This is a genomic window from Streptomyces sp. NPDC056738, assembly GCF_042790435.1.
Lineage (GTDB): Bacteria > Actinomycetota > Actinomycetes > Streptomycetales > Streptomycetaceae > Streptomyces.
The window spans coordinates 270,089-290,279 of the sequence record NZ_JBHTZF010000011.1 but is presented as its reverse complement, the minus strand read 5'-3'; the positions used below and the strand labels follow the sequence as shown (position 1 = coordinate 290,279).

The following is a 20,191-nucleotide window of genomic DNA, read 5'->3' as shown; positions in this document are numbered from 1 at the left end:
GGACACAACGGTGGCCGGCGAAATGCACGCAGAGCCCACATCGGTACCCGCCGAGGCACGCGAGCGGCACGCGCAGCTCGCCGAGCAGATCGAGGAGCACCGCTTCCGGTACTACGTGAAGGACGCCCCGGTCGTCAGCGACGCGGAGTTCGACACGCTGCTGCGTTCCCTGGAGGCGCTGGAGGAGGAGTACTCCGAGCTGCGGACACCGGACTCGCCGACCCAGAAGGTCGCCGGGGCCTACGCCACGGAATTCACCTCGGTCCAGCACCGGCAGCGCATGCTGTCGCTCGACAACGCCTTCACCGATCTGGAACTGGCGGCGTGGGCCGAGCGCGTGGCCAGGGACGTGGGCGCCTCCGACCACCACTTCCTGTGCGAGCTGAAGGTCGACGGCCTCGCCGTCAACCTCACGTACGAGCGGGGCCGTCTCACCCGCGCGGCGACCCGAGGTGACGGCCGCACGGGCGAGGACATCACGCCCAACGTCCGTACGATCGCGGAGATCCCGGACCGTCTGACCGGCGATCACGTCCCCGACCTCGTGGAGATCCGCGGCGAGGTCTACTTCCCGATGGAGAAGTTCGAGGAGCTCAACGCCCGGCTGGTGGCGGCGGGTGACAAGCCGTTCGCCAACCCCCGTAACGCGGCGGCCGGTTCGCTGCGGCAGAAGGACCCGCGCGTCACCGCGTCCCGGCCGCTCCACATGGTCGTCCACGGCATCGGCGCCCTTGAGGGCTTCGAGGGACTGGGCCGGCTCTCCGAGGCCTACGGCCTGCTTCACTCCTGGGGGCTGCCGACCACGCGGTACGCCGAGGTGGTCGACGACCTCGACGGCGTACGGGCGTTCATCGCGAACTACGGGGAGAACCGCCACTCCGTGGAGCACGAGATCGACGGGGTGGTCGTCAAGCTCGACGAGATCCCCCTCCAGGGCCGGCTCGGCTCCACCGCGCGCGCACCCCGCTGGGCGATCGCCTGGAAGTACGCGCCCGAGGAGGTCAACACCAAGCTCGTCAACATCCGTGTCGGCGTGGGCCGTACGGGCCGGGTCACGCCGTACGCGCAGGTCGAGCCGGTGACGGTCGCGGGCTCCGAGGTCGAGTTCGCCACCCTGCACAACCAGGACGTGGTGAAGGCCAAGGGCGTCCTCATCGGGGACACGGTGGTGCTGCGCAAGGCGGGTGACGTCATCCCCGAGATCCTCGGACCGGTCGCCGACCTGCGCGACGGCACCGAGCGGGAGTTCGTGATGCCGGCCGAGTGCCCCGAATGCGGTACGGCGCTGCGGCCCATGAAGGAGGGCGACGTCGACCTGCGCTGCCCGAACGCGCGGGCCTGCCCCGCCCAGTTGCGCGAGCGGCTGTTCTACCTCGCGGGGCGCAAGGCGCTGGACATCGAGCACTTCGGGTACGTCGCGGCGGCGGCCCTCACCAAGCCGCTGGAACCCTCCGACCCGCCGCTGAAGGACGAGAGCGACCTCTTCGACCTCACGATCGAGCGGCTGCTGCCCATCAAGGCGTACGTCCTCGACCAGGACAGCGGGCTGCCCAAGCGTGATCCGAAGACCGGCGAGGAGAAGATCGCCACGGTCTTCGCCAACCAGCAGGGCGAGCCGAAGAAGAACGCGCTTGCCATGCTGGAGAACATCGCCGCGGCCAAGGAGCGGCCGCTCGCGCGCGTGCTGACCGGTCTGTCGATCCGTCACGTCGGGCCCGTCGCGGCCGAGGCGCTGGCCCGGGAGTTCCGTTCCGTGGAACGCATCGAGGCGGCCACGGAGGAGGAGCTCGCCACCACCGAGGGCGTCGGGGCGATCATCGCCGCCTCGCTCAAGGAATGGTTCGCCGAGGACTGGCATCGCGAGATCATCCGCAAGTGGAAGGCGGCCGGCGTCCGGATGGAGGACGAGGGCGCGGGGGAGGACGAGGGGCCGCGACCGCTCGAAGGCCTCACGGTCGTGGTCACGGGCACGCTCGAACACCACACACGGGACGGGGCGAAGGAGGAGCTGCAGAGCCGTGGAGCAAAGGTGACCGGCTCCGTCTCGAAGAAGACGTCCTTCGTCGTGGTGGGCGACAATCCCGGCTCGAAGTATGACAAAGCGATGCAGTTGAAGGTTCCGGTCCTGAACGAGGAGGGCTTCGCGGTCCTGTTGGCGCAGGGACCGGACGCGGCGGCGGAAGTCGCCCTTCCGATCGAGGAATAGGGGTTCAAGACCACCCGTTCGGAGCAAATCGGGGATATACGGGTGACCAGGTCGCATTCGGGCAACCGTCGACGACCGCTGCCCGTGGAAGCCTTCCGCGGCCTACTGTTGACGTGTGCGCCTGCCGTGCCCGGCCGCGGCCGGCGCATCCTCGACTCCGCATGAGCGGAGGGAAGGGTTTTCCGACGCAGCACCGTTGGCCGCTGTCGCCGGCAACGGATCGTGTGGCGTCGGCACCGCCGGCAGTGAGAGGGACGGGAATGGAACCGACCGAGAGCGCCGCTCCCGACTCACGGCTGCGCCCGCGCCGGACGACCGGCGCGTGGCTGACCGGCCTGCGGACGGGACGGCAGTCGGAGCGCGCCGCCCGGAGCGGGCTCGGCGCCGCGCCGCTCCCCGTTCCCGCCGGCCCCGCCGCCCTCACCGCTGGCACCGGCCTGCCCGGCCAGGACCCCGAGCGCCATCTGTCCTGGCCGACGCTGCCCACGGCGGTCGTGGCCACGGCCGCGTTCGTCCTGGGGGCGGGCTTCTACCGGGCGTTCAGCGGTCATCACGCCCTCTTCCCCTGCGGCGCCGTCGGCTGGGCGCTGGCCCTGCTGACCGGCGTCATCGTCGGTCACCTGGTCGCCCTCGGCCGGGCCCGCTGGTGGGGAGCCACCGGTTCCGGCGCCGCGCTCACCCTCGCGGTCCTGCTGCTGTACGGCTGGGTCCCGGCCGGGATGGTCAGCCTCACCGTCGTCGTCCTGGTGGGCACCGCCCGCCGCAACCGCTGGCGCCAGGGCATCGTGCACGGCGCCGTCGACATCCTCGGCATCGGCGCCGGAGCCCTGGTCCTCGCGTCGTTCGGACGGTTCCCGAGCGTCGAGACGCCCTGGGCCCCCGACACCTGGACGTTCTACGCCGCACCCCAGGTCGTGCTGGTCGCCGGCGCCTATCTCGCCGTCACCCGCGCCCTGCTCTGGTACGTGAACACGCCGCGCGGGGGCCTGCCCACCGTCGCCCGTACGGCCCTGGTCAGGCACGGACTCGTCGCCGTGGCCCTGCTCGGCATCGCGCCGCTGATCTGTGTCGTCGCGACGGCCCAGCCGGCCCTGCTGCCCCTGTTCTCGATCCCGCTGATCGCCCTCGACTCCACCCTGTGGATAGCCCGGGCCCGGGCCGAGGAGCAACTGCGCGACCCGCTGACCGGGCTGCCGAACCGTCAGTGGCTGCTGGAACGCACCTGGACGGCCCTGGACGACGCCGAGCGCATCGGCGTGCGCTCCGCACTCCTGCTCATCGACCTGGACCGCTTCCGTTCGGTGAACGACACGCTGGGGCACCTCGCGGGCGACCGGCTGCTCCTTCAGATAGCCGAGCGGCTGCGGCTGGCACTGCCGCGCGGGGCGGAGGCCGCGCGGCTCGGAGGCGACGAGTTCGCCGTGTTACTGCCGGTCGTGGACTCCACCACGTCGGCCACGCGGGTGGCCCGCAATCTGGTCGCCACCCTCGGCTCGCCGCTCGACCTGGACGGGCTCACCCTCGTCCTGGAGGCCAGTGCCGGGCTCGCCGTCTTCCCCGACCACGCGCTCGACGCGGAGGGGCTGCTGCGCCTGGCCGACATCGCGATGTACCAGGCGAAGCGGGACCGTACGGGCGTCGAGGTGTACGAGTCCAAGCGGGACTCCAACACCCCCGACCGGCTCGGTCTGCTCGGCGATCTGCGCCGGGCCCTGGACACCGGCGACGTCGAACTGCACTACCAGCCCAAGGTCCGCTTCGACGGACAGGTGGCCGGGCTGGAGGCGCTGGTGCGCTGGGTGCATCCCGAGCGCGGCAAGGTGCCGCCGGACGAGTTCATCGCCATCGCCGAGTCGTCCGGGCTGATGCCGCACCTCACCGAGTACGTCCTGGAGACGGCCCTCGGGCAGGTCGCGCGCTGGCGGGCACAGGGGCTGTACGTGCCGGTCGCGGTGAACGTGTCGCCGCGCGACGTGCACACCCCGGGGTTCGCGGGCGCCGTCGCCGCGCGGCTGGCCCGGCACGGAGTGCCCGCGGGAGCGCTCCAACTGGAGATAACGGAGCATGTGCTCCTGGAGGACCCGCAGCGTGCCGCCGACACCCTGGCGGCGCTCACCGGGCACGGCGTGAAGATGTCGCTGGACGACTTCGGCACCGGGTACTCCTCCCTGGTCCATCTGCGCCGTCTGCCGGTCAGCGAGCTGAAGATCGACCGTTCGTTCGTCGCGCGGCTCGCCGTCGACGCCGAGGACGCCGAGATCGTGCGGTGCACCGTCGACCTCGCCCATTCGCTGGGGCTCCTCGTCGTGGCGGAGGGGGTCGAGGACGACGAGACGTGGGAGCGGCTGCGGGACCTGGGGTGTGACGCCGTCCAGGGGTGGCTCGTCGCCGCCGCGATGCCGCCCGAGGAGGCGACGGCCTGGCTGCTCGCCCGGGGAGCCCGCGGCTGGCAGCGCCCCCGAGCCGCCCTCCCGGCCGCCGAGTAGCAACTCGGCCCCGCCCTCCGGCCGACCATCCCCCTCGCCGCGAGGCCCGCCGACGGCGGGACGACCGAGCGGGAGAGCTCGGCTTTTCGTCGGACGGTGAACGGGTGGTGCGCGGGTGGGGGACGTCCGGCCGGAGGCCGGGGTGTCGTCCGTCGGCCGCCGACGGCGGGACGGCGGGCGGGAGAGTCCGGCTTCTCGTCGGACGGTGAACGGGTGGTGCGTGGGTGGGGGACATCCGGCCGGAGGCCGGGGTGTCGGTCGGTCGGCTGGATCGGCCCCGGCGCACGGGACGGCCGGGGTGAACGGGTGGTGCGTGGGTGGGGGACGTCCGGCCGGAGGCCGGGGTGTCGGCGTGGCCCGGCAAACCCGGGCGCGGGCATCGGCCCGGGCCCCATAGGATTGGGCCAAACCACACCGCACTCACCCCAGAGGATCGCTGCATGCCTGGCATCACGCGCGAGGAGGTCGCCCACCTCGCACGGCTGGCGCGTCTGGAGCTGAAGGGCGAAGAGCTCGACCACTTCGCAGGCCAGCTCGACGACATCATCGGCGCGGTCGCCCGCGTCAGCGAGGTCGCCGACCAAGACGTACCGCCGACCTCTCATCCGCTGCCGCTGACGAACGTCATGCGCGTGGACGAGGTCCGTCCGTCGCTCACCCCCGAGCAGGCGCTCTCCGGCGCCCCGGCCCAGGAGCAGCAGCGTTTCAAGGTGCCGCAGATCCTGGGGGAGGACTAATCACCATGACGGACACCAACGTCAACATCATCAAGCTCACCGCGGCCGAGATCGCCCAGAAGATCGCGGCCGGCGAGCTCACCGCCGTCGAGGTCACCGAGGCCCACCTGGCCCGGATCGAGGCCGTCGACGAGAAGGTGCACGCCTTCCTGCACGTCGACCGCGAGGGCGCGCTCGCGCAGGCCCGCGCCGTGGACGCCAAGCGCGCGGCAGGCGAGAAGCTCGGCCCGCTGGCCGGCGTCCCGCTCGCGCTGAAGGACATCTTCACCACCGAGGGCATCCCGACCACCGTCGGCTCGAAGATCCTCGAAGGCTGGATCCCGCCGTACGACGCGACGCTCACCAAGCGCCTCAAGGCCGCCGACGTCGTCATCCTCGGCAAGACCAACATGGACGAGTTCGCCATGGGGTCCTCCACCGAGAACAGCGCGTACGGCCCGACCGGCAACCCCTGGGACCTCACCCGGATCCCCGGCGGCTCCGGCGGCGGCTCCTCCGCGGCCCTCGCCTCGTACCAGGCGCCCCTCGCCATCGGCACCGACACCGGCGGTTCCATCCGCCAGCCGGCCGCCGTCACCGGCACGGTCGGCGTCAAGCCGACGTACGGCGCGGTCTCCCGCTACGGCATGGTGGCGTTCTCCAGCTCCCTCGACCAGGGCGGCCCCTGCGCCCGTACGGTCCTGGACGCGGCCCTGCTCCACGAGGTCATCGCCGGGCACGACCCGCTCGACTCGACCTCCATCGACGCCCCGGTCCCGCCGGTCGTCGAGGCCGCCCGCAACGGCAGCGTCTCCGGCATGCGCGTCGGCGTCGTCAAGCAGTTCCGCGGCGAGGGCTACCAGGCCGGTGTCGTGCAGCGCTTCGACGAGGCCGTCACCATGCTCAAGGAGCTGGGCGCCGAGATCGTCGAGCTGGACTGCCCGTCCTTCGACCTGGCGCTCTCCGCGTACTACCTGATCGCCCCGTCGGAGTGTTCGAGCAACCTCGCCCGCTTCGACGGCCTGCGCTACGGCCTGCGCACGGGCGACGACGGCACCCGCTCCGCCGAGGACGTCACGGCCCTCACCCGCGAGGCCGGCTTCGGCCCCGAGGTCAAGCGCCGCGTCATGCTCGGCACGTACGCCCTCAGCTCCGGCTACTACGACGCGTACTACGGCAGCGCCCAGAAGGTCCGTACGCTCATCACGCGCGACTTCGAGAAGGCGTTCGAGCAGGTCGACGTGATCGTCTCGCCGACGACACCCACCACCGCCTTCCCGATCGGCGAGCGCGCCGACGACCCGATGGCGATGTACCTCGCGGACCTGTGCACCATTCCGACCAACCTGGCCGGCAACTCCGCCATGTCGCTGCCCTGCGGTCTCGCCCCCGAGGACAACCTCCCGGTGGGTCTGCAGATCATCGCCCCGGCGCTCAAGGACGACCGTCTGTACAAGGTCGGAGCCGCCGTCGAGGCCGCCTTCGTGGAAAAGTGGGGCCACCCGCTGCTTGAGGAGGCTCCGTCGCTGTGAGCAAGGCAATGTCCAAGGCCAAGGGTTTCAAGAAGTCCAAGTCCGGCACGTATCTGTCCATGGCGGGCACGGCGTTCGGCGCCCTCGGTGTCGCGAAGCAGGTCAAGAGGGCCCGCAAGGAGAACGACACGCTGCGCCTCATCGACGCCGCCGTGTCCGCCGCCGCCATCGTCACCGGCCTCGCCATCCTCTACCGGGAGCTCAAGCGCCTGGGCGACGACGACGTCCTGCTGGGCTGAGAGGGAAGTTTTCACCGTGACCACCACGATCGACCTGGTGTCGTACGAGGACGCGCTCGCGTCGTACGACCCCGTCATGGGCCTCGAAGTCCATGTCGAACTCGGCACCAAGACGAAGATGTTCTGCGGCTGCTCGACCGAGCTGGGCGCCGAGCCCAACTCGCAGACGTGCCCGACCTGCCTCGGCATGCCCGGCGCCCTCCCGGTCGTCAACGCGACCGGAGTCGAGTCCGCCATCAAGATCGGCCTCGCGCTGCACTGCGAGATCGCCGAATGGTGCCGCTTCGCCCGGAAGAACTACTTCTATCCGGACATGCCGAAGAACTTCCAGACCTCGCAGTACGACGAGCCGATCGCCTTCAACGGCTATCTGGACGTCCAGCTCGAGGACGGCGAGATCTTCCGCGTGGAGATCGAACGCGCCCACATGGAGGAGGACACCGGTAAGTCGCTGCACGTCGGCGGTGCCACCGGCCGCATCCACGGCGCCTCGCACTCCCTGCTCGACTACAACCGCGCGGGCATCCCGCTCATCGAGATCGTCACCAAGCCGATCGAGGGCGCGGGCGAGCGGGCTCCCGAGGTCGCCAAGGCGTACGTCGCCGAGCTGCGTGAGCTCATCAAGGCGCTCGGCGTCTCCGAGGCCCGCATGGAGCAGGGCCAGATGCGCTGCGACGTGAACCTCTCGCTGCGTCCGCACGGGCGTGAGAAGTTCGGCACGCGCTCCGAGACGAAGAACGTCAACTCCCTGCGTTCCGTCGAGCGTGCCGCCCGCTTCGAGATCCAGCGCCACGCCGCGGTGCTGAACTCCGGCGGCACGATCATCCAGGAGACCCGTCACTTCCACGAGGACACCGGGTCCACGACCTCGGGCCGCGTGAAGGAGGAGGCGGAGGACTACCGGTACTTCCCGGAGCCCGACCTCGTCCCCGTCGCCCCGTCCCGTGAGTGGGTCGAGGAGCTGCGCGCCGGACTGCCCGAGCAGCCGCTGGCCCGCCGCAACCGGCTGCGCGAGGAGTGGGGCGTCAACGCCCACGACATGCAGTCGATGCTCAACGCCGGTGCCATCGACTCGATCGTCGCGACGATCGAGGCCGGTGCCGACTCCACCTCCGCCCGCAAGTGGTGGATGGGCGAGCTGGCCCGCAGCGCCAACGAGTCGGCCACGGCCCTGGAGGACCTGCCGATCACCCCGGCACAGGTCGCCCGGGTGTCCGAGCTGGTCGCCTCCGGCGATCTGAACGACAAGCTGGCCCGTCAGGTCATCGAGGGCGTCCTCGCCGGCGAGGGCACCCCGGACGAGGTCGTCGACAAGCGCGGTCTGAAGGTCGTCTCGGACGAGGGCGCGCTGACCGCCGCCGTCGACGAGGCCATCGCCGGGAACCCGGGCATCGCCGACAAGATCCGTGGCGGCAAGGTCCAGGCCGTCGGCGCGCTCGTCGGCGCGGTCATGAAGGCCACCCGCGGCCAGGCCGACGCCGCTCGCGTCAAGGAGCTCATCCTGGAGAAGCTGGGCGTCTCCGAGGGCTGAGATCCGGGTTTTCCCACATCCCAGGGGGTGCGCCGTGACCGGTGCACCCCCTGGGGTCTGTGTCGGCGTGCTCAGGTCAACGCGCTACGCTCCCGCGCCATGAGTGGAAGCACCGACTCCGAGACGCACGACGGCACGGCCGGAACGCACGACGGCACCAGCGAGACGCACGACGAGACGCACGACGCCACGACCGGGACGCGTGACCGTACGGCCGGGACGCATGACGGCACCGCCGAGACCCGGGACCGCGCGCCGCGTGACCCCGACGGCCGCGAGGACCCCGACCCCGCCGAGCCGGAGGACGAGGCCGAGGGCGGGGACGAAGATCCGGAGGACGAGGGCGAGGACGAGGACGGGGACGAGGATCCCGAGGCGCGCCGGGCGCGCTGGACCGCGATCGGCACCGGAGTCCTGCTGACCGTCGCCGGACTCGCCGCGTCGGCGATGCGCACCGGCGGCTCGGGAAGCGCGCTCATACCCCTCTCCTACGCCTCGGGGGCCATCCTGTGCGCCGGCGCGTCGGCGCTCGGCGCCAGAGGCCGCACCCGGCGGGCCCTGTGGCTGATGATCGCCGGAGTGATGGTCATGGCCGTGGGTGACCAGTTGGACTGAGCTGTGGCCGGTGGGGTGACGGAGGCCACGCGCATGCCGTGTGACATCGGTCGCCACCCTGTGAGTAAGCCCACGAATGCGACAAAGGATCAGTTCGTGCTGCAAGAGTGATGACGCATTAGTCATGTGTTCTTTGCGGGCAGTTCCCGATAAAGATCCACAAATCCCCCAGGGAGCTCGCTCGTGGCAGCCCTTGCACGGTGGTGCGTCCAGCATCGCCTCGTCACCGTCCTGCTCTGGCTTCTGGCCTTCGGCGGTGTGACCGCGGCCGCGTCCGCGGCGGGCTCCTCGTACTCCAACGACTACGAAGTCCCCGGCACCGAATCGGGCCGTGCGACGCAGCTCCTGAACAGCGGATTCCCCGGGCTCGGCGGCGACAGCGACACCGTTGTCTGGCACACCGGCTCGGGCACGGTCCGCTCCGCCGACGTCGAACAGTCGATGACCCGGGCCCTGGACAAGATCGAGAAGCTTCCCGGAGTGGCCTCCGTCGACAGCCCCTACAAGCACGAGGGGTCGGGCCGGACGGGCACGGACGGCGGGATCAGCCGGGACGGCCGGACGGCGTACGCGACCGTCACCTTCGCCGACCGGGCCGAGAACCTCGACAAGGGCGAGGTCCAGGCCGTCGTCGACACCGCCAAGGACGCCGAGGCCAAGGGACTCGACGTCGAGCTGGGCGGCACCGCGATCTCCCTGACCAAGCCGTCCGGCGGACACACGGCCGAGATCGTCGGCGTGGCCGTCGCCGCCGTCGTCCTCTTCCTCGCCTTCGGCTCGCTCGCCGCCTCCATGCTGCCCATCGCCACCGCCCTGGTCGGCGTGGGCACGGCGTACTTCGGCATCGTGCTCCTCGGACACGTCATGACCGTCGCCGACTTCGCCCCCATGCTCGGCATGCTGGTGGGCCTCGGCGTCGGGATCGACTACGCGCTGTTCATCGTGACCAGACACCGGCGCGGCCTCAAACGCGGACTGCCGGTGGCCGAGGCGGCGCGGAACGCCGTGGCCACCACCGGACGCGCGGTCGTCTTCGCCGGCGCCACCGTCTGCATCGCCCTGCTGGGCATGCTCATCCTGCGGCTCAGCTTCCTCAACGGCGTGGCGATCGCTGCCTCCCTGACCGTCGTGCTCACCGTCGCGGCCTCCGTGACCCTGCTGCCCGCGCTGCTGTCCTTCATCGGCCCCCGCGCGCTCAGCCGCCGCGAGCGGCGGCGGCTGGAGGAGCACGGGCCCGAACCGGAGATGGCCACCGGGTTCGCCGCCCGCTGGTCCGCCTTCGTGGAACGCCACCCCAAGCTGCTCGGTGTCGTGGCCGTCGTCGTGATGGCCGTGCTCGCCCTGCCCACGCTCTCCCTCCACCTGGGCACGTCCGACCAGGGCAACGACCCGAGGACGACGACCACCCGGCAGGCGTACGACCTCGTCTCGGAGGGCTTCGGCCCCGGCGTGAACGGGCCCCTGACCCTCGTCACCAAGGTCGGCGGCGCCGAGGACCGGCTCGCCCTGGACAACCTGGACGCCACGCTGCGGTCCACCGAGGGCGTCGCCTCGGCGACCCCGGTGACGTACAACGGCGTCGGCGACACCGCCTTCCTCACCGTCGTCCCCGACTCCGCCCCGCAGTCCCAGAAGACCAGCGACCTCGTCGACCGGCTGCGCACCGACGTCCTGCCGCGCGCCGAGTCGGGCACCTCCCTGGACGTACAGGTCGGGGGTGTGACGGCGAGCTACGACGACTTCGCGGACGTCATCATCGGAAAGCTCCCGCTCTTCGTCGGTGTCGTGATCAGCCTCGGCTGTGTCCTGCTGCTGCTCGCGTTCCGTTCGATCGGCATCCCGCTCAAGGCCGCGGCCATGAACATCGCCGCCGTCGCCGCCGCCTTCGGAGTCGTCGTCGCGATCTTCCAGTGGGGCTGGGGCAGCGAGCTGCTCGGGCTCGGCCGGGCGGGCCCGATCGAGCCCTTCCTGCCCGTGATCATGGTGTCGGTGCTCTTCGGCCTGTCCATGGACTACCAGGTCTTCCTGGTGAGCCGGATGTACGAGGAGTGGCTGGAGACCGGTGACAACCGGCGTGCCGTACGCGTCGGCCTCGCCGAGACCAGCCGGGTGATCAACTCCGCCGCCGTCATCATGATCTCGGTCTTCCTCGCCTTCGTGCTCAGCGGCGACCGCGTGATCGCGATGTTCGGCATCGCCCTGGCCTCCGCCGTCGCGCTGGACGCCTTCGTCCTGCGCACGCTCCTCGTCCCCGCCCTCATGCACCTGCTCGGCGACGCCAACTGGTGGCTGCCCCGGGCGCTCGACAAGAGGCTGCCGCGCATCAGCATCGAGCCGCCCGAGTGCCGGGCCGCGCATGAGAGGCTGGCCGAGGCCACGGACGCCGAGGCGGCGGACGTACTGGGCCCCGCGGCGACCGACGCCGGGGCGCGGGGCGTCGCGGTGCCGGACGCCGGGGTGAAGGACGTGACGACGAAGGAGCGGTGACGGGATGTACGCGATATCCCTGGGCGACGACGGAGCGGAACTGCGGCCCCTGGAGCCCTGGCACGCGGAGGAGTTCCTCGCGCACCTGGACCGCGGACGCGAGTTCATCGGGCAGTTCATCCCCTTCGGCGCCCGGTCCACGGACGTGCCGTCCGCGCGGGCGCAGCTCCAGAGGTACGCGGACATGCGCTGCGCCGACACCGGTTCCCTGCACGGCCTGTGGCTGGACGGGAAGCTCGTGGGCGGTGTGCTCTTCCTGAACTTCGACGCGGCCCAGGGCAACTGCGAGGTCGGCTGCTGGCTGGAGCCCGCCGCCTCCGGACGCGGTCTGGTCACCCGCGCGATGCGGATCCTCATCGACTGGGCGGTGGAGGAGCGCGGCATCCACCGCGTCGAGTGGGTCGCCGCCGCGGGCAACGTCCCGAGCCTGAACGTGGCCCGGCGGCTCGGCCTGAGCCGGGACGGCGTGCTCCGCGAGAAGCACCCCCACCACGGGGTCCGGCACGACCTCGAGGTGTGGTCCGTACTCGCCCCCGAGTGGCGTGCCGCACGCGGGCACACCCCCTCCGCGGAACATTAAGGAAGCTCTCAGACAGCGTCCGTACGGTGCCACGCATGGGAACCAAGACAGTTGACGAGACCGGGGCCGACACCGGTACCGAGGCGCAGCGCGACGAGCAGACCGTGGACGTCACCAAGGCCGGAACGGCCGAGGCGGCCGCGGACGAAGGGACCGTGATCCCGGCCGCGGCCGACGAGAAGCCGGACGAGGCCGACGAGGACCTCGACGAGCAGGCCGACGACGACCTCGCCGCGCTCGCGGACGCCGAGACGGCACGGGACGGCGGGGTCGGCCAGGGCGCCGCCGCCGTCGTGTCCGCCGCACTCGGCCTGGTGTCGCTGACCGGGAGCTGGGTCGCCACCGTGGCGGCCGCCCGCGAGACCCTGATCGGCCAGCTCCAGACCTCGTCGACCGCGAGCGTGGCCACGCAGGTCAAGGAGGTCTACGGCGACGCCTGGGCGACCACCGCCCTGGTCGGCGGCCTCTTCGCGCTCGCCGCGCTGATCGTCGGCGTCGTGGTGCTGGTCCGGCCCGCTTTCGGCGCCCCCGGCAGGCCGCAGGCCGCCTGGATCAAGTCCGTCTCCTGGGCGGGCGTCTCCCTCGGCGTCGTGGGCCTGGTGCTCGCGGTCGCCAAGTACTCCGACATCCTCCTCGGACTGCCCTCCACGAGCTGAGTCCCGGGCCCGGCACCGCCGGCGGACCGGCACCTCAGAGGGGCCTTAGGGCCGGCACGGGAATCCGGCCGCCGCCCTAAGGCCCTTCGCGTCCCCAAGATGCGGAACTCTCCCGATGTGGCGCACCCCCCTGGGAGACGAAGGTTGAGGCATCGCGAACAAGCGAGACCGAAACCGACTCTTCACGAGGGGTACGAGATGTTCGAGTTCGAGCTCCAGCAGATCCGGTCCGACGAAATGATCCGCAGGGCCCAGACCTACCGGCTCGCCAAGGAAGCCGCCGACGGCCGCCGGGCCGCCCGCCGCGCCGCCCGGCGGTCCGCACAGAACGACGGCGAACGCGCCCATAGCGACAGCCCCCGCAGGCACCGGTCGGCCCGCACCGCGTGAACACCGGGGCTCCCGTGGACGGCCCGGCGCCATCAGGCCGCCCACGGGCCGTGCGGGACGGCCACCCCGCGGCGGCCGTCCCGCACCCACCGTCCACCGGCCGTCCGGCGGGCGGGGCACTGATCGCCGTACCGGCGACCGGTGCCCCCCTGCCGGACGCCTGTGCCATGCTCGGGCCCGTGGAGACCAGGTCCGTCAGCCCCGTGTTCGTCGGACGAGCCGACGAACTGGGTGTGTTGAACGACGCGCTCGCCCGCGCCGCCGCCGGGGGAGAGCCCCAGGCGTTCCTGCTCGGCGGCGAGGCCGGCGTCGGCAAGACCCGTTTCCTGGAGGAGTTCTCCGGCGCCGCCACCCGCGAGGGCGCCGTCGTCGCCTCCGGCGGCTGCGTCGAGATCGGCGCCGACGGACTGCCCTTCGCACCCTTCTCCACCGCCCTGCGCGCCCTGCGGCGCGCCCTGCCCGACGAACTCGCCGCCGCGGCCGCAGGACAGGAGGAGGAACTCGCCCGCCTCCTCCCCGAGCTCGCCCCGACGCCCCGGGGACGGCAGTACGAGGAGGACGGCATGGCCCGCCTCTTCGAGCTCACCGCCCGCCTGCTGGAACGCGTCGCCGCGGACCGCACGGTCGTCGTCGTGCTCGAGGACCTGCACTGGGCCGACGCCTCCACCCGCCATCTGCTCGCCTACCTCTTCCGCATGCTGCGCAGCGGCCGCCTCGTCGTGATCGCCACCTACCGCGCCGACGACATCCACCGCCGCCATCCGCTGCGCCCCCTGCTCGCCGAGCTCGACCGCCTCCGCACGGTCCGACGCATCGAGCTGAGCCGCTTCAACCGGGCGGAGGTCGGCCGCCAGATCGCCGGGATCATCGCCCGCGAACCCGACACCGCCGAGGCCGACGAGATCTTCGCCCGCTCCGACGGCAACGCGTTCTTCGTCGAGGAACTCGCCGTCGCCGCCCGCGAAGGCTGTCGCACCGGACTCACCGACACCCTGCGCGACCTGCTCCTCGTCCGCGTCGAAGGACTGCCCGAGAGCGCCCAGCGGGTCGCCCGGATCGTCGCCGAGGGTGGCAGCACCGTCGAGTACCCCCTGCTCGCCGCCGTGGCACGGCTCGCCGAGGACGACCTCATCGAGGCCCTGCGCGCCTGCGTCGGCGCCAACATCCTCATCGCCACGCCCTCCGGCGACGGCTACCGCTTCCGCCACTCCCTGGTCCGCGAGGCCGTCAGCGACGACCTGCTGCCCGGCGAACGCTCCCGCTTCAACCGCCGCTACGCCGAGGCCCTGGAGGCCGACCCGACGCTCGTACCGGCCGACGAACGCGTCACCCGGCTGGCCAGCTACTGGTACCACGCCCACGACGCCGCCAAGGCCCTGCCCGCCGTCCTCGACGCCTCGGTCGAGGCCCGCCGCCGGCACGCCCACTCCGAGCAACTGCGGCTCCTGGAGCGGGCGATGGAACTGTGGGAGGCGGTCCCCGACACCGTACGGGCCGAACTGCGCCCCATCGACTACGTGGAGGCCTACCCGCCTCCGCTGCCCGAGGGGCACGGACAGACCCCCGCCGGCCCCGACTGCGCGGCCACACCGCTGAGTTATCTGGACCTCATGGCCGAGGCCGCCGTCGCCGGACGGCTGTGCGGGGAACGCGAACGCGCCCTGAAGACGACCAGACGGGCGCTGCACCTCCTGGAGGACGAGCACGACCCGCTGCGCGCCGCCTGGTTCTGGATCCAGCGCTCCCGGCTCGTGCAGGCACAGGTCCGCGGCAACGGCTGGAAGGAACTCGCCACCGCCCAGGACCTGGTGCGCGGTCTGCCGCCCTCCCAGGTCCACGCCGAGGTCCTGTCCATGGTCGCCGCCTGGTGCATGGTGCACCAGCCGGGCCACGGCGCCCTCTCCGCGGCCGAACGCGCCGTGGAGTACGCGCACATGGTGGGCGCCCGGGACACCGAGCTGAACGCCCGGCTCACCCTCGGCGGCCTGATGGTCGACGCGGGGGAGACCGAGGCCGGGCTCGCCGAGATGTACCGGGTCAGGGAACGGGCCAACCGCCAGGGCGCCGCGTACGTCGTGGGCCGTCTGCACATCAACCTGCCCTCCCACCTGGAATCGGTCGGCCGCTCCCGGGAGGCCGTCGCCATCCTGCGCGAGGGCATAGAACTCGCCTGCCGGAACGGCCTGCTGGACACCCAGGCCTGGGTCTGGGGCAACCTCTCCGAGTCGCTGTACGCGCTCGGCCGCTGGGACGAGGCCGCCGAGGCCGCCCGCAACGCCCTGGCCATCGGACTCGGCGGCAAGGCCTCCGGGGTGGGCGCGTCCCGGCTCGCGCCCGTGGCCCTGGGCCGCGGGGACCTCGTCGAGGCGGGACGTCAACTGACCGCCGCCCGGGGCCACTTCGGCACCCATGATCCGATGCCCCAGCACTCCCTGCCGCTGCTGTGCACCACCATCGGCATCGCCGCGGGCGAGGGCCGCTTCCTCGACGCCCGCACCGCCCTGGAGGAGGCCCTGGCCGCGGGCTTCCCGCCCGGCACCCAGCGCTACGCCTGGCCGCTGCTGCTGGCCGCCGTCGCCGCGGAGGCCGACGCCCGCGGCCTGCCCGTCGCCGCCCCGGGCCGCGCCCCCACCCTGGACCGCGTCCGCACGGCCGCGAGAACCCTGGCCACCGGAGCGCCCGTCTGGAGCGCCCACGCCGAATGGCTGCGCGCCGAACTGAGGCGGGCCGACGGCGCGAGCAGCCCCGACCAGTGGTCCGAGGTGGTCGAGGCCCTCGAACCCCTGGAGCGCCCCTACGACCTCGCCCGGGTCCGGCTCCGGCTCGCCGAGTCCCTGCTGCTCACGGGCGCGGACGACGACGAGCGCGGCCGTGCCGCGGAACTCCTGCGGCTGGCCGGCGCCGTCGCGGGACACCTCGGGGCCCGTCCGCTTGCCGACGCCGTCGCGCTGCTCGCCCAGCGTGCCCGCATCACCCTGGAGCACCCGCCCGGACCGCCCCGGACCGCTCCCGCCGACCCCGCGGCCGCGTTCGGCCTCACCAGCCGCGAGCGGGACGTCCTGCGCCTGGTCGCCGCCGGCCGCAGCAACCGCCAGATCGCCGAGGAACTCTTCATCTCCCCGAAGACGGCCAGCGTCCACGTCTCGAACATCCTGGCCAAGCTGGACGTCTCGGGACGGGGGGAGGCGGCCGCGCTCGCGCACCGGTTGCGGCTCTTCCCGCCGGACGGCCCGCCCGCCCGAGCGGCCGGCTGAGGAGTGCTCCCCGGGGGAGACCGGGCCGGGGGAGTGCCGCGTCCACCGCGGTCACCCCTCCGGCCCACCCTGCTCGTGCGGCCGACCCGGCCGGCCCCCCGGGCTATTTCACCTCCAGCTCCAGGAGCCGGTCGTCGCCCTTCACGGGGGTGCCGCGGCCGTCGGTCTCGCTCGTCGTCAGCCAGAGCTTGTCGCCGCCCGCGGAGACGACGGTGCGCAGGCGGCCGTACTTGCCCGTCAGGAAGGCCTCGGGCGCCGCGGACGCCTCGGTGCCGTTCAGCGGGATGCGCCACAGGCGTTCGCCCTTGAGGGCCGCCATCCATATGGACCCCTCGGCGTAGGCGATCCCGCTCGGGGAGGCCTCGTCGGTCTTCCACTGGACGATCGGATCGTGGTACGCCGAGTCGTGGCTGATCCCTTCCACCACCGGCCAGCCGTAGTTGTCGCCCGGCTTGATCTGGTTCAGCTCGTCCCAGGTGTCCTGGCCGAACTCCGAGGCCCACAGCCGCTGTTTGTCGTCCCAGGCGAGACCCTGGACGTTGCGGTGCCCGTACGAGTACACGACCGAGTCCGGGAACGGGTTGCCCGGCGCGGGCTCGCCCTCCGGCGTCATGCGCAGGATCTTCCCGCCGAGCGACTTCTTGTCCTGGGCCAGGCCACGGTCGCCCGTCTCGCCCGCGCCCGCGTAGAGCATCTTGTCCGGACCGAAGGCGATCCGGCCACCGTTGTGGATCATGCCCTTGGGGATGCCCTTGAAGATCGTGTCCGGAGCGCCGAGCTGCTCGCCGGCCGGCTTGCGCTCGTCGTACAGCATGCGCACGATGCGGTTGTCGGAGGCCGTGGTCAGGTACGCGTAGATCATGTGGTCGGAGGCGTAGTCGGGCGAGAGCGCGATGCCGAGGAGGCCGCCCTCGCCGGCCGGGGCCACCCCGGGAACCTCGCCCAGCACGGTCTTTGCGCCGGTCTTCTCGTCGATCCGGGTGATCGTCCCCTTGTCCCGCGAGGACACCAGCAGACCGCCGTCGGCCAGCGGCGCGAGGCCCCAGGGCGTGTCCAGGCCCTCGGTGACGGTGCGCAGGACCCGCACCGAGCCCTTCGCGGGCGGCGTCGGCCCGGCGGTGGCGCTCGGGGCGGCGGACGCGTGCGTGGCCCCGCCCTCGATGCCGGGCGGTGTGTTCGGGCCGCCGCCTCCCCCCTCACCGGAGGAGCAGCCGGCCGTCACCAGAAGCACGCTCGCGGCCAACACGACTGTCACTGCTCGAACTTGCACCATCAGTGTCCCTTCGACGCGGCGGTCCCCCTGTTCATACACCGCTCGCGTCCCCCGGGTTCCCGGTCCCGGCCGGGAGATCCGCGCCGGGCCGCGGAAGCGCCGTTCAGTCCCAGGATCCCAGCGCCCCCGGCAGTGCCGCCACCTCGGCGAGATCCTCCGCCGTCAGCCGCAGTCCGGCCGCCCCCGCGTTCTCCGTGACCCAGCGCTCCCGCTTGGCCCCCGGCACCGGGACGACGTGCGGACCCTGCGCCAGCACCCAGGCCAGCGCCACCTGCGAGGGCGTGACCGGACGGTCACCGCCCCCGTGCCGCCGCGCGACGCGCCGCAGCCCGACGACGATGGGCTGGTTCGCGGCCATCATCTCCGCGGTGAAGCGCGGATGGCGGGCCCGGGCGTCGTCGGGCTCGAAGCCCCCGCCCGGGGTCAGCGTCCCGGTCAGGAAGCCGTTGCCGAGCGGCATCGCGGCGAGGAACCCGACCCCGCGCGCCGCGCACCACGGCAGCAGCGCCTCCAGCGCCTCCGTCGACCACACCGACAGCTCGGCCTGCACGGTGCTCACCGGGAAGATCTGCTGCACCCGCTCCAGCAGCCGGATCGTTCCGTCGTGCGGCCGCGCCCCCGCCCGGCGGCCGGACGCGGCACCCACCGCGCACAGCCCGAGCGAGCGGACCTTTCCGGCCGCGACGAGCTCGGCCATCGCGCCCCACGTCTCCTCGACCGGCACTTCCGGGTCCGCGCGGTGAAGCTGGTAGAGGTCGATGACATCCGTCTGGAGCCGGCGCAGCGAGGCGTCGCACGCCCGTCTCACATAGCCGGGGCGGCCGTTGGCCACGAGGTGCTGGTCGCCCACCAGCAGGCCGACCTTGGTCGACACGAAGGCCTCGGCACGCCGTTCCTTCAGGACGCGTCCCAAGAGCAGCTCATTGGTGAAGGGCCCGTACATGTCGGCCGTGTCGAGCAGCGTCGACCCCCGGTCCAGTGCCGCGTTCACCGCGCGCAGCGATTCGTCGCCGCGTTGTTGTGACCCGGTGTAAGCCCAGCTCATCGGCATGCATCCGAGTCCGACCGCCCCCACACCGAGCGCCGCGGCCCCGATCGTTCTGCGCTCCACCTGGCCGTGATCCTCCTTCTGCCGGCCCCCAACCTAACCTCTGCGCGCAAGAGCGCCTGGCATAACCTCCTGACCATGACTTCCCATGTCTGGCTCCCCTTCCACGCGGACGAGATCGACGGACTGCCCGAGGGCCTGGACTACCTGTTCTGGGACGGCGGACAGGAGTTCCCCGCGGACCCCGCCGACTGCGTCTTCTACGTCGTGCCCTACATGAAGCCGCCCGCCGTCTCGCGCCGGCCGATGGCCGAAATGACGTCGGTGCGGGCCGTGCAGACCCTCTCCGCCGGCGTCGACCACGTCCTGCCGGGCCTCGGCTCCCTGCCGTCCGGCGTGCAGTTGTGCAACGCCCGGGGGGTGCACGAGGCGAGCACCGCCGAACTCACCCTGGCCCTGGTCCTCGCCTCGCTGCGCGGGATCCCCGACTTCGTGCGCGGCCAGGACCGGCAGGAGTGGCGCTCGGGCTTCCACCCCGCGCTGGCCGACAAGTCCGTCCTCATCGTCGGGTACGGGTCCATCGGGTCCGCCATCGAGGACAGGCTCGCGCCGTTCGAGGTCGCGCGGGTGGCGCGCGTCGCGCGCTCCGCCCGTGCCACGGAGCGCGGTCCCGTGCGCCCCCTCACCGAACTGCCCTCCCTCCTCCCCGAGTTCGACGTCGTCATCCTGTCCACTCCCCTCACGGACAGCACCCGCGGTCTGGTCGACGCCGCTTTCCTGGCCCGGATGAAGGACGGCGCCCTCCTGGTGAACGTGGCCCGCGGACCCGTCGTCGACACGGACGCCCTGCTCGGCGCGCTGAAGAGCGGGCGCATCACCGCGGCCCTCGACGTCACCGACCCCGAACCGCTGCCCCCGGGCCACCCGCTGTGGCACGCGCCCGGCGTGCTCATCAGCCCCCACGTCGGAGGGCCCACCTCGGCGTTCTGGCCGCGCGCCAAGCGGCTGCTGGCCGATCAGCTCACCCGCTTCGTGAACCGGGAGCCGTTGCGCAACGTGGTCCTTACCACCGGCACCTGAGCAGCGCCCTGTTCGCTCGCCGTCCGCCTCGGGCACGCTCCGCAGTTCCCCGAACGCGGGCAGTGCCGGCATAGTCCCTGGTCGTTACGGAGCGTAGA

General features: G+C 72.2%; 15 protein-coding genes. 13 read left to right on the top strand and 2 right to left on the bottom strand.

Annotated elements, in window-relative coordinates; translation table 11 throughout:
* Nucleotides 1-10: 10 nt before the first annotated feature.
* From ligA to ACFRIC_RS28020, 12 genes are all read left to right on the top strand, one after another.
* The gene (gene ligA / locus ACFRIC_RS28075) at nt 11-2,206 is read left to right on the top strand and encodes an NAD-dependent DNA ligase LigA (protein WP_382791060.1); all 2,196 of its coding nucleotides are present in this window, start codon (nt 11-13) and stop codon (nt 2,204-2,206) included.
* A 260-nt stretch (nt 2,207-2,466) separates the two neighbouring features.
* Nucleotides 2,467-4,692, top strand: coding sequence for a putative bifunctional diguanylate cyclase/phosphodiesterase (locus ACFRIC_RS28070; protein WP_382791057.1), 2,226 nt, complete (start codon nt 2,467-2,469; stop codon nt 4,690-4,692).
* Between the two features lie 440 nt (nt 4,693-5,132).
* On the top strand, nt 5,133-5,429 hold the full coding sequence (gatC, locus tag ACFRIC_RS28065) for an Asp-tRNA(Asn)/Glu-tRNA(Gln) amidotransferase subunit GatC (protein WP_037622623.1): 297 nt from the start codon (nt 5,133-5,135) through the stop codon (nt 5,427-5,429).
* A gap of 5 nt (nt 5,430-5,434) precedes the next feature.
* The gene (gene gatA, locus ACFRIC_RS28060; RefSeq protein ID WP_382791053.1) at nt 5,435-6,940 is read left to right on the top strand and encodes an Asp-tRNA(Asn)/Glu-tRNA(Gln) amidotransferase subunit GatA; all 1,506 of its coding nucleotides are present in this window, start codon (nt 5,435-5,437) and stop codon (nt 6,938-6,940) included.
* Nucleotides 6,941-6,948: 8 nt separating this feature from the next.
* Entirely contained in the window at nt 6,949-7,179 is a 231-nt protein-coding gene (locus ACFRIC_RS28055; protein WP_361693558.1) for a hypothetical protein, read from the top strand.
* 16 nt (nt 7,180-7,195) lie between these two features.
* Nucleotides 7,196-8,710, top strand: a complete 1,515-nt coding sequence (gatB, locus tag ACFRIC_RS28050; RefSeq protein ID WP_382791050.1) for an Asp-tRNA(Asn)/Glu-tRNA(Gln) amidotransferase subunit GatB — start codon at nt 7,196-7,198, stop codon at nt 8,708-8,710.
* Between the two features lie 99 nt (nt 8,711-8,809).
* Entirely contained in the window at nt 8,810-9,325 is a 516-nt protein-coding gene (locus tag ACFRIC_RS28045) for a hypothetical protein (RefSeq protein ID WP_382791047.1), read from the top strand.
* Between the two features lie 183 nt (nt 9,326-9,508).
* Nucleotides 9,509-11,812, top strand: coding sequence for an MMPL family transporter (locus ACFRIC_RS28040; protein ID WP_382791043.1), 2,304 nt, complete (start codon nt 9,509-9,511; stop codon nt 11,810-11,812).
* 4 nt (nt 11,813-11,816) lie between these two features.
* The gene (locus ACFRIC_RS28035) at nt 11,817-12,392 is read left to right on the top strand and encodes a GNAT family N-acetyltransferase (RefSeq protein ID WP_382791040.1); all 576 of its coding nucleotides are present in this window, start codon (nt 11,817-11,819) and stop codon (nt 12,390-12,392) included.
* Between the two features lie 35 nt (nt 12,393-12,427).
* Nucleotides 12,428-13,048, top strand: coding sequence for a hypothetical protein (locus ACFRIC_RS28030; RefSeq protein WP_382791036.1), 621 nt, complete (start codon nt 12,428-12,430; stop codon nt 13,046-13,048).
* A 198-nt stretch (nt 13,049-13,246) separates the two neighbouring features.
* On the top strand, nt 13,247-13,438 hold the full coding sequence (locus ACFRIC_RS28025) for a hypothetical protein (protein WP_382791033.1): 192 nt from the start codon (nt 13,247-13,249) through the stop codon (nt 13,436-13,438).
* Nucleotides 13,439-13,605: 167 nt separating this feature from the next.
* Nucleotides 13,606-16,692, top strand: coding sequence for an AAA family ATPase (locus ACFRIC_RS28020; RefSeq protein WP_382791030.1), 3,087 nt, complete (start codon nt 13,606-13,608; stop codon nt 16,690-16,692).
* A 103-nt stretch (nt 16,693-16,795) separates the two neighbouring features.
* Here the strand turns inward: ACFRIC_RS28020 and ACFRIC_RS28015 are convergent, their stop codons facing one another.
* Both ACFRIC_RS28015 and ACFRIC_RS28010 read right to left on the bottom strand, forming a co-directional pair.
* The gene (locus ACFRIC_RS28015; protein ID WP_382791027.1) at nt 16,796-17,965 is read right to left on the bottom strand and encodes a PQQ-dependent sugar dehydrogenase; all 1,170 of its coding nucleotides are present in this window, start codon (nt 17,963-17,965) and stop codon (nt 16,796-16,798) included.
* Between the two features lie 103 nt (nt 17,966-18,068).
* The gene (locus tag ACFRIC_RS28010) at nt 18,069-19,076 is read right to left on the bottom strand and encodes an aldo/keto reductase (RefSeq protein ID WP_382791024.1); all 1,008 of its coding nucleotides are present in this window, start codon (nt 19,074-19,076) and stop codon (nt 18,069-18,071) included.
* 75 nt (nt 19,077-19,151) lie between these two features.
* On the opposite strand from ACFRIC_RS28010, the gene ACFRIC_RS28005 reads away from it, so the two are divergent.
* Nucleotides 19,152-20,093 (top strand): 2-hydroxyacid dehydrogenase, encoded by a 942-nt coding sequence (locus ACFRIC_RS28005; RefSeq protein ID WP_382791021.1) that lies wholly within the window; start codon nt 19,152-19,154, stop codon nt 20,091-20,093.
* The last annotated feature ends 98 nt before the right edge of the window (nt 20,094-20,191 follow it).

Bases quoted from the DNA above. Each gene is read 5' to 3' on its own strand.
- ACFRIC_RS28020 (WP_382791030.1), top strand. From the start codon at position 13,606: ATGCTCGGGCCCGTGGAGACCAGGTCCGTCAGCCCCGTGTTCGTCGGA.
- ACFRIC_RS28070 (WP_382791057.1), top strand. From the start codon at position 2,467: ATGGAACCGACCGAGAGCGCCGCTCCCGACTCACGGCTGCGCCCGCGC.
- gatA (WP_382791053.1), top strand. From the start codon at position 5,435: ATGACGGACACCAACGTCAACATCATCAAGCTCACCGCGGCCGAGATC.
- ACFRIC_RS28030 (WP_382791036.1), top strand. From the start codon at position 12,428: ATGGGAACCAAGACAGTTGACGAGACCGGGGCCGACACCGGTACCGAG.
- ACFRIC_RS28055 (WP_361693558.1), top strand. From the start codon at position 6,949: ATGTCCAAGGCCAAGGGTTTCAAGAAGTCCAAGTCCGGCACGTATCTG.
- ACFRIC_RS28015 (WP_382791027.1), bottom strand. From the start codon at position 17,965: ATGGTGCAAGTTCGAGCAGTGACAGTCGTGTTGGCCGCGAGCGTGCTT.
- ACFRIC_RS28005 (WP_382791021.1), top strand. From the start codon at position 19,152: ATGACTTCCCATGTCTGGCTCCCCTTCCACGCGGACGAGATCGACGGA.
- gatC (WP_037622623.1), top strand. From the start codon at position 5,133: ATGCCTGGCATCACGCGCGAGGAGGTCGCCCACCTCGCACGGCTGGCG.
- ACFRIC_RS28025 (WP_382791033.1), top strand. From the start codon at position 13,247: ATGTTCGAGTTCGAGCTCCAGCAGATCCGGTCCGACGAAATGATCCGC.
- ACFRIC_RS28035 (WP_382791040.1), top strand. From the start codon at position 11,817: ATGTACGCGATATCCCTGGGCGACGACGGAGCGGAACTGCGGCCCCTG.
- ACFRIC_RS28045 (WP_382791047.1), top strand. From the start codon at position 8,810: ATGAGTGGAAGCACCGACTCCGAGACGCACGACGGCACGGCCGGAACG.